At 63.6% G+C, this 11,058-nt stretch carries 9 protein-coding genes; 5 read left to right on the forward strand and 4 right to left on the reverse strand.

Annotation, left to right across the window (positions count from 1 at the left end; genetic code table 11):
- Positions 1-14: 14 nt before the first annotated feature.
- Positions 15-665: an endonuclease III gene (gene nth, locus BMY38_RS03810; RefSeq protein ID WP_092761175.1), complete on the reverse strand. Its 651-nt coding sequence runs from the start codon at positions 663-665 to the stop codon at positions 15-17.
- A gap of 104 nt (positions 666-769) precedes the next feature.
- On the opposite strand from nth, the gene BMY38_RS03815 reads away from it, so the two are divergent.
- From BMY38_RS03815 to BMY38_RS03825, 3 genes are all read left to right on the forward strand, one after another.
- Positions 770-1,636, forward strand: coding sequence for a methylated-DNA--[protein]-cysteine S-methyltransferase (locus tag BMY38_RS03815; RefSeq protein ID WP_092759892.1), 867 nt, complete (start codon positions 770-772; stop codon positions 1,634-1,636).
- 150 nt (positions 1,637-1,786) lie between these two features.
- Complete coding sequence (locus BMY38_RS03820; RefSeq protein ID WP_092759894.1) at positions 1,787-2,437, forward strand: YiaD family glycine zipper/OmpA-like lipoprotein; 651 nt, start codon at positions 1,787-1,789, stop codon at positions 2,435-2,437.
- Positions 2,438-2,646: 209 nt separating this feature from the next.
- Positions 2,647-3,414 (forward strand): FadR/GntR family transcriptional regulator, encoded by a 768-nt coding sequence (locus BMY38_RS03825; RefSeq protein WP_092759896.1) that lies wholly within the window; start codon positions 2,647-2,649, stop codon positions 3,412-3,414.
- A 33-nt stretch (positions 3,415-3,447) separates the two neighbouring features.
- Here the strand turns inward: BMY38_RS03825 and ptsP are convergent, their stop codons facing one another.
- Entirely contained in the window at positions 3,448-5,679 is a 2,232-nt protein-coding gene (gene ptsP / locus BMY38_RS03830; RefSeq protein WP_092759898.1) for a phosphoenolpyruvate--protein phosphotransferase, read from the reverse strand.
- Between the two features lie 232 nt (positions 5,680-5,911).
- Positions 5,912-7,147: an aspartate kinase gene (locus tag BMY38_RS03835; RefSeq protein WP_092759900.1), complete on the reverse strand. Its 1,236-nt coding sequence runs from the start codon at positions 7,145-7,147 to the stop codon at positions 5,912-5,914.
- 205 nt (positions 7,148-7,352) lie between these two features.
- Between BMY38_RS03835 and BMY38_RS03840 the strand changes: the two genes are divergently transcribed.
- Positions 7,353-8,555 carry a GAF domain-containing sensor histidine kinase gene (locus tag BMY38_RS03840; protein ID WP_245737491.1) on the forward strand — a complete coding sequence of 401 codons (1,203 nt, stop codon included), beginning with the start codon at positions 7,353-7,355 and terminating at the stop codon, positions 8,553-8,555.
- A gap of 319 nt (positions 8,556-8,874) precedes the next feature.
- Positions 8,875-10,191 carry an MFS transporter gene (locus tag BMY38_RS03845; RefSeq protein WP_092759902.1) on the forward strand — a complete coding sequence of 439 codons (1,317 nt, stop codon included), beginning with the start codon at positions 8,875-8,877 and terminating at the stop codon, positions 10,189-10,191.
- 97 nt (positions 10,192-10,288) lie between these two features.
- On the opposite strand, the gene BMY38_RS03850 is transcribed toward BMY38_RS03845, so the two are convergent.
- Positions 10,289-10,963: a DNA alkylation repair protein gene (locus tag BMY38_RS03850; RefSeq protein ID WP_092759904.1), complete on the reverse strand. Its 675-nt coding sequence runs from the start codon at positions 10,961-10,963 to the stop codon at positions 10,289-10,291.
- Positions 10,964-11,058 lie beyond the last annotated feature (95 nt).

Below are 11,058 nucleotides of genomic sequence, written 5' to 3' on the forward strand. Positions count from 1 at the left end.
AATGAAGTGATGCGTCAGGCCGGTTCGGTCTTGTCCTCGAACTGGCACAGATCCCGGATCAGGCAAGCACCGCATTTCGGTTTTCGCGCCACGCAGATGTAACGCCCATGCAGGATCAGCCAATGGTGCGCGTGGTGCTGATATTCGGCAGGCACGTTATCCTCGATGGCACGTTCGACGGCATCGACGTCCTTGCCCGGTGCAATGCCGCTGCGGTTGCCGACGCGGAATATATGGGTGTCGACGGCCTGCGCCGGATGACCGAACCACATGTTCAGCACGACGTTTGCCGTCTTGCGACCGACGCCCGGCAGGCGGGTCAGGGCGGCGCGCGACGATGGGACTTCACCGCCATAATCGTCGACGATCATCTGGCTCAGCTTGATGATGTTTTTTGCCTTCTGTCTGAATAACCCGATGGTCTTGATATGTTCGGTCACGCCGTCAAGTCCCAGCGCCAGCATCTTCTGCGGCGTATCGGCCACTGCGAACAATCCACGTGTGGCCTTGTTGACGCCGGCGTCCGTCGCCTGCGCCGACAGGGCCACCGCGACGACAAGGGTAAAGGCATTCACATGCTCCAATTCGCCCTTCGGTTCCGCCTCGGCGGTCTGGAAGCGGGCGAAGATCTCGCGCATTGCGGGGTAGGGAAGCTGTTTGGCCATCGGGCGGGGTATGGCAAGCGCGGGCGCAGGGGGCAAGGTTTCCGCAGGTTCCGGGTCGCGGGACGGGCGCGCCGGGCGTAGGTTGCGGATCAGGAGACAGCCTCATGACCGATCTTGCGCCCCACACCCGACCTGACACCGACAGTCGCTATCACTACGCATTGATGCGGCGTGCCATCGACCTGATCGACGCGCAGGCCGATTCGCCGCAGTCGCTGGACGATCTGGCCCGCCAGATGAATCTCAGCCCCGCGCATTTCCAGCGGGTCTTCAGCGCCTGGGCCGGGGTCAGCCCGAAGCGGTTCCGGCAATATCTGACGCTGGGCCATGCCAAGGTGCTTTTGTCGGAGCGGTTCACCCTGCTGGATACGGCCCTGAGCACCGGCCTGTCGGGCACCGGACGCCTGCATGATCTGTTTCTGCGCTGGGAAGCGATGTCGCCCGGCGAATATGCGCGCGGTGGTGCGGGTCTGACAATTCGCCACGGCTGGTTCGACGGACCTTTCGGCGAGATGCTGGTGATGGCGACCGACCGGGGCATCTGCGGGCTGGCCTTCTCGTCCGAGACCGGGCGCGACGGAGCATACGCCGACATGTCCAGCCGCTGGCCCGCCGCGACCTTCGTGGAAGACGCCGCAGCGCTGGCCCCACAGGCGCAGGCCCTGACGGATTTGCGCGGCGAGGCGCATCTGCACCTGATCGGCGCGCCGTTCCAGATCAAGGTGTGGGAGGCGTTGATGCGCATCCCCTCGGGCCACGTCACCACGTATGGCGAGATCGCGAATGCGGTCGGCAACCCCAGGGCGGTGCGCGCCGTAGGGACGGCTGTCGGCAGAAATCCGGTCAGCTGGCTGATTCCCTGTCACCGGGCGCTGCGCAAATCCGGTGGACTTGGCGGGTATCACTGGGGTCTGCCGGTCAAGCGCGCCATGCTGGCATGGGAGGGTGCACGACTGGACGCGACCGGATGACCGACGACTGTTATTGCCTATCTGGCGATCCGCGCGCACCTGCTGCGGCGGACGCCCGCGCACCAGGTCAGAATCCGACCGTGACGATGGAACGGGTTATCGCAATCGTGCGTTGTGCCACGGCATAACCGAAAAACCGGAAAGACGGACATGACCCTATTCAAGACCCCCCTCGTAATTGCCCTTGGCGGCACGCTGACCCTCGCGGGATGTGTGGATGTCACGACGGGCGAACCGAACCGCACCCGCAACGGTGCCCTGATCGGTGCCGGTATCGGTGCCGCAGCCGGTGCCATCACCGGCGAAGGCAGCCGCCGTGACGAAATCCTGATCGGCGCCGCGGTCGGTGGACTCGCCGGTGGGGCAATCGGTGCCAACTTGGACCGTCAGGCCGCCGATTTGCGCCGCCAGTTGGGCGATGATCGCATCCTGATCACCAACACCGGCAACGAACTCATCGTGACTCTGCCTCAGGATATCCTGTTCGACACCGACAGCGCCGCGCTGCGGGCTGACCTTCAGGCTGACATTCGTGCCCTGGGTCGCAACCTGAACCAGTATCCGAACACCCGCGTACAGGTCATCGGCCATACCGACAGCCAGGGTTCTGCCGCCTACAACCAGGATCTTTCGGAACGTCGTGCCCGCGCCGTCACCAATATCCTGCTGCAGCAGGGTGTGCCGGGCAATCGTGTGATCCCGATCGGTCGGGGCGAATCGCAGCCCGTCGCGTCCAACAATACTGCCGAGGGACGTCGTCAGAACCGCCGGGTCGAGGTCATCATCACACCCACCCGCTGATCCGATCCGATCAATCAGTCGCAGGCCTCCGGTTCATCGCCGGGGGCCTGTTGCATTGGCGGAACCGTAGTTTCCGGAATGCTTCAATGCTGGAATGACTTTTGCCGCCCTCCGCTCCGCCACTCCCGGCAACCGGGCAGGGGGTCACAGTTTCTGGTTGCGTTCCTTCCGCGTGGTCATATCTTCTGACCAATTCCCGGAGAGTCCCCGTGCCATTCCAGAAGATCACGTCCGAAAAGCTGGCCTCTGCCGTGACCCGGCAGATCGAACAGCTGATCCTGCGGGGCATCCTGCGTCCGGGTGATCGTCTGCCGCCGGAGCGGGAGCTGTCGGACAGGATGGGCGTGTCGCGCCCCTCCCTGCGTGAGGCCGTGGCGGAGTTGCAGGACCGTGGACTGCTGGCAACCCGCGCCGGGGCCGGGATCTATGTCGCCGATGTTCTGGGCAACGCCTTCTCGCCCGCGCTGACCCGCCTGTTCGCCAGCCACGAAGACGCGCTCTTCGACTATATTGCCTTTCGTCGTGACATGGAGGGGTTGGCCGCCGCCCGCGCCGCCACACATGGCAGCGATACCGATCTGGCGCTGGTCGACACGATCTTTCGCAAGATGGAAGCCGCCCACGACAAGCGCGACCCGACCGACGAGGCGGCACTGGACGCCGATTTTCACATGGCCATTGTCGAGGCGTCGCACAACGTCATCATGCTGCACATGATGCGCTCCATGATGGACCTGCTGCGCGAAGGCGTGTTCTACAATCGCTCCGTCATGTTCCGGCAACGCACGACGCGCGACACCCTGCTGGATCAGCACCGGACGATCAACTTGGCCTTGCAGGCGCGCGATCCCGAGGCTGCGAAACAGGCGATCGAGGCACATTTGAACTATGTCCGCGGCAGCTTGGCCGACCAGAAGGAAGCCGACCGGCACGAGGGCGTGGCGAAGCTGCGGTTGCAGCAGGAGGTCGGGCGCTAGGCAACGGCAACCAGATCCCCATCACCGGCCACATCACCGCGCGCGCAGATAGTCCATCACTGCGGGCCGGACGGTCTGATCCCCCGCCTCGCGCGCTGTTTCTATGACCCGGCGCACTTCACCCAGATCGGCCTTCAGCAACATGTTCTTGACCGGGCCGATGGAGGCGGGCCGCATCGACAGGCACCGCAGACCCATCGCTGCAAAGCACAGCGCCTCGACCGGGCGACCGGCATCCTCGCCGCAGAACGACACCGGGGTCTTCGTTTCGGCGCAGCGGCTCACGATCTTGTCCAGCAGGGACAGATAGCTGACATTGAGCGTGTCATAGCGACGGCGCACCCGCTCGTTCTCGCGGTCGGCGGCGAAGAAGAATTGCTTCAGGTCATTGCCACCGATCGAGATGAAATCCGCCTCCTCGAAAAACTTGCGCGGAGCGAAGGCCATCGACGGCGTTTCCAGCATCGAGCCGACGCTCAGGCTTTCGGGTAAAGCGTGACCCAGCGATTTCTCGCGATGAACTTCGTTCAAAAGATGCGCCCGCGCCTCGAGAAACTCTTCCATTTGTGCGACGAATGGGAACATGACCCGTAAGGGACGACCGTTGGCGGCGCGCAACAGCGCCTGCAACTGCATCCGCATCACGCCCTTCTTGTCCAGTCCGACACGGATCGCGCGCCAGCCCAGTGCCGGATTCGGCTCCTCGGTGGCCTTCATGTAGGGCAGCACCTTGTCCGAGCCGATATCCAGCGTGCGGAACACCACCGGCTTGTCGCCCGCCGCATCCATCACACCCGAATACAGCGTCGCCAACTCGCCGCGTTTGGGCACCTTGTTGCGGGTCAGGAACTGAAGCTCGGTGCGGAACAGGCCCACGCCCTGCGCCCCCGATGTGGGCAGGGACGGAAGATCCGCCATAAGCCCGGCGTTCATCATCAACTCGATCCGGTGACCGTCTTCCGTTACGCAGTCGGTATCGCGGATCGAAGCATAGCGCTGCTGCGCCCGCTCGGCCATCGCCAGCTTCTCGCCGAAGGCTGACCGCACCATGTCGTCGGGGCGCAGGTGCACGACACCCTGATCGCCGTCGACAAGAATCCTGTCGCCCGACAGCGCCTCGGTGACGATGCCCCGCGCCTGGATGACCAGCGGTATGGCCCAGGCACGGGCCACGACAGCGGCATGACTGCCGACCGATCCGTCCTCCAGCACCACACCGCGCAGCGTGCGCCCGTATTCCAGCAACTCGCCCGGCCCGATGTTGCGCGCCACAAGCACAGCGTTGTCGGGCAGCGTGCCCCGGTCGCGCCCCTGTCCCGTCAGCATCCGCAACAGCCGGTTCGACAGGTCGTCCAGATCCGCCAGCCGGTCGCGCAGATACGGATCGGCCCGCGCCATGCGCGCGCGGGCGACGGTCTGTTCCTTTTCAACGGCGGCCTCGGCGGTCAGGCCGGCGTTGATGTCTTCTTCCATGCGGCGCAGCCAGGACCGGGAATAGGCGAACATGCGAAAGGCTTCGATCACCTCCTCCTGTTCGCGGTCGCCCGAGGCCTGCGTCAGCATCCGGTCGACCGACAGCCGCAGCTTGTCGACGGCTTCATTCAGGCGAACCTTTTCGCCCTCGGGGTCATCGCTGACCGGATTGGAAATCACGACACGCGGATCGTGCAGATGCACGACACCCTCGGTGGCGCCTTCCTGCCCGGTGACACCGCGAAACAGCACCTGCTGACGGTGCCGCGGCTTCAGGGCCTCGCCCTCGCCGGTAAACGCGCCCAGTTCGGTCATTTCGGCCAGAACCATCGCCACGACCTCGAGCGCATAGACTTCGTCGTCGGAAAACTCCCGCGCGTCCTTGGACTGCACCACCAGAACCCCCAGCCGTTCGCCCAGACGCTGTAACGGCACGCCGAGAAAGCTGGAATATACCTCCTCGCCCGTTTCCGGCATGTACCGGAAACCCTTGGTGGATGGAGCATCGGCGGTATTGATCGGTGCCCGTCTGCGGGCGACGCTTCCGACCAGACCTTCGCCCACGCGCATCCGGGTGACGTGGACAGCGTCGGGGTTCAACCCCCGCGTCGCGCATAATTCCAGCGTCTGGTCGTCGCGATGAAGATAAATGGAACAGACCTCGGTCGCCATCGACGAGGCGACAAGCGTCACGATCCGGTCGAGCCGTTCCTGCCCCGCAGCTGCTTCTGCCATGACGGCCTGAAGCCGCCGCAGAAGTTTGCGGCTGTCACTGTCTTTTGGCGCTGACATTTCTTGCCCCGGCTTGCCTGTTGCGACCGACCCTACGCGAGCGGATGCCGAAAGGGGAGGGGCGACGTCGCCCCAATGGCCCTACAGTGTAACGGGATCACGACATTGCCCAACAGACAGGCACGCGCCAGACCCCGGTTTTTCGCGGCCCTGACACCTCCTGTAGCGTCTGAACGTACGGTGTCATGCACTTGCGGTCGGTCTCAGAATGCCGCGTAAGCGCGATGTGCGGCTACGCTTTCTCCAGTCCGAACACGTCATGAAGCGCCTGGACGGCCAGCTCCATGTATTTGCGGTCGATAAGAACGCTGATCTTGATCTCGGAGGTGGTGATGACCTTGATGTTGATGCCCTCCGCCGAGAGTGCGCCGAACATCCTGGCCGCAACGCCCGCGTGGCTGCGCATACCGATGCCGACGACCGAGACCTTGCTGACATCAGTGTCCGCGATCAGATCATGGAAATTGATCTCCTCGCGCGCCATCGCCTCCCGCACCGCTTTTTCGGCCCGCGCGACCTGATCGACCGGCAGACTGAAGGTCATGTCGGTCCGCCCGTCTTCGGCGATGTTCTGCACGATCATGTCGACGTTCACGCCCGCCTCGGCCAGCGGTCCGAAGATCGCCGCCGACACGCCGGGCCTGTCCGCGACCGAGATCAGCGTCATCTTGGCCTCGTCGCGCACGAAGGCGACTCCGGCGACCACGTTGCTTTCCATGATGTCCTCCTCGGCGCAGACCAGCGTGCCCGCATCATCGCCCATATCTTCGAAACTCGACAGCACCCGCAGGCGCACCTTGTAGCGCATCGCCAGTTCGACCGACCGCGTCTGCAACACCTTGGCCCCCAGGGATGCCAGCTCCAGCATCTCCTCGAAGGCGATCCGGTCCAGCTTGCGGGCCTTCGACGTGATCCGCGGGTCGGTCGTATAGACGCCGTCGACGTCGGTATAGATATCGCAGCGCTCCGCCTGATGGGCCGCCGCGAAGGCCACCGCCGTCGTGTCGCTGCCGCCGCGCCCCAGAGTCGTGATCCGGCCTTCCGCCGATACGCCCTGGAACCCCGCGACCACGGCGACCTTCATGCCCTCGGCGAACTTGGCATCGAAGTTGGCAGTCGGAATATCCAAGATCCGCGCCGTGGAATGCGCCGAGGAGGTCTTCACCGGCACCTGCCACCCTTGCCACGACCGCGCATCGACGCCGTTTTCCTGCAGGATCAGCGCCAGCAACCCGGCCGTCACGTTCTCGCCCGACGACACCACCGCATCGTATTCGCGCGCATCAAAAAGCGGCGAGGTCTCGTTCACCCAGCCCACCAGTTCGTTCGTCTTGCCCGACATGGCCGACACCACCACGATCACCTCGTAGCCCTTGGCCACCTCGACGCCCACGCGCTTGGCCACGCGGCGGATGCGGTCGAGATTGGCGACGGAGGTCCCGCCGAATTTCATGACGAGTCGCGGCATGGCGGCCCCCGGTGATTGGTCCGGGGCCTGTTAGGCGAGGGGGGCGTCGGGGGCAAGTCGTCGCGGCGTCGGGATATATACGAACCCGATCCCTAATCGTCCGCAATAAGTTGCCGTCGAATCTGGGCGCGCCGGGGTGACGACTTGTGATAACTGCATTACTTTGCCCGTTATTCGGGCACGAATTGGCATCAGGACAACACCAGTGAATGTATCAGAAGATTTTTCCGAAGACATCGAATCCATAGGCATAAACAAGATTGTCCCGACCCTGCTGGAGACGGCCCTTCTGGCCACGGGCATGGGTTTTGCCGCCGTCGCCCGCGTAACAGAATCCCGCTGGGTCACCTGTCAGGCAGTGGACAACATTTCCTTCGGACTGACTCCGGGCGACGAATTGCCGGTCGAGACGACGCTCTGCCACGAAGTTCGCCAGTTCGATCAGGAAATCGTCATCGACGATGTGGAGGGCGATCCGGTCTATCGCGATCATCATTGCCCCGTCCGGTATCAGTTTCGCAGCTACATCTCGCTTCCGATCTACAGGGCCGACGGTTCGTTCTTCGGGACCATCTGTGCCATCGACCCCGAACCACGCAGCCTGAAACGGGATGCTGTCGTCTCGATGTTCCGGCTGTTTGCGCGTCTGATCGGCGAAAGCCTCGATACCGAGGCGGTCCTGGCGCAGAATCGCGACGATCTGAAGCGCGAACGCAACCTGACTGACGTGCAGGAGAAGTTCATCGCGATCCTGGCCCACGACCTGCGCAACCCGATCAGTGCCTTGTCTGCCGGTTTCCGACTGCTCGAAAGGGACAAACCCAGCCCCAGGTCAAGTCAGCTCATCGGTTTGATGAAGGGGTCCGTGCAACGCATGTCTCTGCTGATCGAGAACCTGCTGGACCAGGCCCGCAGTCGGGACGGCGGCGCGATCATCATCGAGCATAATCCGGAGACGACACTGGAGGCGGCACTCCGTCAGATCCTGTCGGAGTTTCAGGCCACCGCCCCGGAACGGATCATGGACATAGAGATCGACATCCCCGGCACCGTGTATTGCGACAGTGCGCGTATCGCGCAGCTTTTCTCGAACCTGGTATCCAATGCGGTCACCCACGGGACCTCGAACCAACCGATCGTTGTCAGAGCGGTCATCCAGGACGACGACTTCGTCCTGTCGGTCGCCAATTCAGGCACGCCCATCGCGGGCGAACAGATCGAAACGCTGTTCATGCCCTATGAGCGCGGTGCGGACCGGCCCAGCCGGGAAGGTCTGGGACTGGGCCTGTTCATCGCCTCCGAGATTGCCAAGGGGCATGATGGAACGCTGGACGCCTCATCCGACGACCGGATAACGGTTTTCACGTTCCGAATGCCGCGCGACGCGCGGGTGCGTCAGACCGGCTGACGGGAAGTCGGGGTTCAGGTCTGACCCGGTCGCGGCGCCCGCCGTCACGCGCCGGATGCGGTCGAGGTTGGCGACGGAGGTGCCGTCGAATCTCATGACGAGTCGCGGCATGGCGGCCCCCGGTGATTGGTCCGGGGCGTGTTCGGCGCGGGGGACGTCGGGGGCAAGGTGGGCGTGGGGGATGAACCACGTCGCACGAATATCTGATGAGCTCTTTGACCCAATTAGCAACTTTCTGAGGCGCAGCGAATGGCAGCTTTCCTCAGAGCAAATAGAGAGTTACGTCTGACTGGTCACTCTTGCCATAAAGGCTCATGCGATGTTTTCCATCCTTGCAGACCGCACCTATCGACACCTGTTCCTGGCGCAGATCGTCGCGCTGTTGGGCACCGGGATGGCAACCATAGCACTCGGGCTGCTGGCCTACGATCTGGCGGGCGACCGCGCGGCGCTTGTTCTGGGCACGGTGTTCACGATCAAGATGATCGCCTACGTCGGCATCGCGCCCATTGCTGGGGCCTTTGCAAACCGCTGGCCCCGACGCGCTATGCTGGTAAGTCTTGATCTGATACGTGCCGTCGTCGCGCTGAGCCTGCCGTTCGTGACCGAAATCTGGCAGGTCTACATCCTGATCTTCATGCTTCAATCCGCCTCGGCGGCTTTCACACCGACGTTTCAGGCCACGATCCCCGACGTTCTGCCGGAAGAGAACCGCTACACCCGGGCCCTTTCGCTCTCGCGGCTGGCCTACGATCTGGAGAACCTGATCAGTCCGGCACTGGCCGCGATCCTGCTGGCTTTCGTCAGCTACCAAGTGCTGTTCTATGGAACTGTCATCGGGTTTATCGCCTCCGCTCTGCTGGTCGTCTCGGTGGTGTTGCCAAGTCCGCAACCCATGGCCCCGCGCGGCATCTATGACCGAACCACGCGCGGCCTGCGTATCTATCTGGCAACGCCAAGGCTGCGTGGACTTCTATCACTGAACCTCGCGGCGGCTTCTGCCGGGGCGATGGTTCTCGTGAACACCGTCATTTTGGTGAAATCCGATCTGGGCCTTGGCGATACGCAGGTTGCCATGGCGCTTGGTGCCTTCGGTGGCGGCTCCATGTTGGCGGCACTGGGCCTTCCCCGTCTTCTTGACAGTCGGCCAGATCGACCTGTGATGATTGCGGGTGCGCTAAGTCTGGTCGTCGTGCTGCTGGCATCGGGCTTGTGGGTCGCCGTCGTTGGACCTGTTTGGAGTGTCCTGCTTATCGGCTGGCTCGCAATCGGCGTTGGCTATTCCGTTGTGCTGACGCCCTCGGGCCGGCTTCTGAAAAGGTCCGCCCACCCTGAGGATCGACCTGCGGTCTACGCCGCCCAATTTGCACTATCGCATGCCTGCTGGCTGCTGACCTATCCGTTGGCAGGGTGGCTGATCACGGCGTTCGGGGCCGTCGTCGGATTTATCGTCCTGGCACTGGTGGCAGGCGCTGGGCTATTGGGAGGGATGCTGTTTTGGCCACATCAGCAGGATGCGTCGCTTCCGCATAATCATGATGATCTACCACCGGATCATCCCCATCTCGCGGGTCGGCTTACGCATAGCCACCCGATCGTGATCGACGATTACCATCCGCATTGGCCACGGGCATGAGGGACGCCCTTTTGACATCGACCTTATAGCAGACCTGCAAGCGACCAAGGTCAGGGTCCATAAAGTCCTGCGAAGCGGTCGCTGCGCCCGAAGCGATCTAAGCCCTCCGGAACGCCGCGACCCGCGCCGGATCCCGCTTCGCCAGATCCCGCAGCCACCCTTCCACCGCCTGCCGGATCACGGGGCGGTCGTCCCCGGCCATTCCGGCCAGCCAGCCCAGCACCCGCTCCCGCGCGGCAAGGTCTGCCTCTGACGGATGATTCATCTTGGCCCAGGGCGCGGTCGCTGCAATTGCCGTGCGCCGGGTCCAGACGTTGGCCGCCTGCATCCAGTCCGCGACCACATCCAGCCGCGCCGGGTCCGCCATCAGACGGCGGGAAATCGCACCGGCCCCTGCGTCGGCAATGGCCCGGCAGTCGAATTGCACCACCCATTCCGTCAGCCGCGCCCAGACCCCGTCGTCGGGCCGGATGCGCGCCTGCGTCAGAAGTCGCAGCGCCAGAAGCCGGGCATCGAAAGTGCCGTCCTGCCACAGCGCGTCTGCAAGGATGACCCGGTGATCCACCGACAGCTTCTCGCGCAGCGTTCTGGCCAAGTCCCCGAGGGCAGAAGCAGGCACCCCCAACGTCTTGCGCGTCGTCCTGTTGGCCGCCTTGTCCCGCGCCGCGCGACCCGCGTCGCCAAGAGTGTGCAATTGCGCCAGCGCCTCAGCCACTTTCGCCGTCAAGCCGGTGTCATGTGCGGGGGACGTGGCAGATGTCTCATCCGTCATGTCGGCAACCGTCCGTCCGTGGACGCGGCGCACCGCACCGTTGCCGATGAAGAGCCAATGCTCGGTGCGAAAATCAGGTATGATCTGGATAATAC

Source organism: Jannaschia helgolandensis (assembly GCF_900109285.1).
In the GTDB taxonomy this organism is placed as follows: domain Bacteria; phylum Pseudomonadota; class Alphaproteobacteria; order Rhodobacterales; family Rhodobacteraceae; genus Jannaschia; species Jannaschia helgolandensis.

What these genes read in the sequence shown, in the direction of transcription:
- nth (WP_092761175.1), bottom strand. Translation starts at nt 665, where the DNA reads ATGGCCAAACAGCTTCCCTACCCCGCAATGCGCGAGATCTTCGCCCGC.
- BMY38_RS03815 (WP_092759892.1), top strand. Translation starts at nt 770, where the DNA reads ATGACCGATCTTGCGCCCCACACCCGACCTGACACCGACAGTCGCTAT.
- BMY38_RS03820 (WP_092759894.1), top strand. Translation starts at nt 1,787, where the DNA reads ATGACCCTATTCAAGACCCCCCTCGTAATTGCCCTTGGCGGCACGCTG.
- ptsP (WP_092759898.1), bottom strand. Translation starts at nt 5,679, where the DNA reads ATGTCAGCGCCAAAAGACAGTGACAGCCGCAAACTTCTGCGGCGGCTT.
- BMY38_RS03835 (WP_092759900.1), bottom strand. Translation starts at nt 7,147, where the DNA reads ATGCCGCGACTCGTCATGAAATTCGGCGGGACCTCCGTCGCCAATCTC.
- BMY38_RS03845 (WP_092759902.1), top strand. Translation starts at nt 8,875, where the DNA reads ATGTTTTCCATCCTTGCAGACCGCACCTATCGACACCTGTTCCTGGCG.
- BMY38_RS03850 (WP_092759904.1), bottom strand. Translation starts at nt 10,963, where the DNA reads ATGACGGATGAGACATCTGCCACGTCCCCCGCACATGACACCGGCTTG.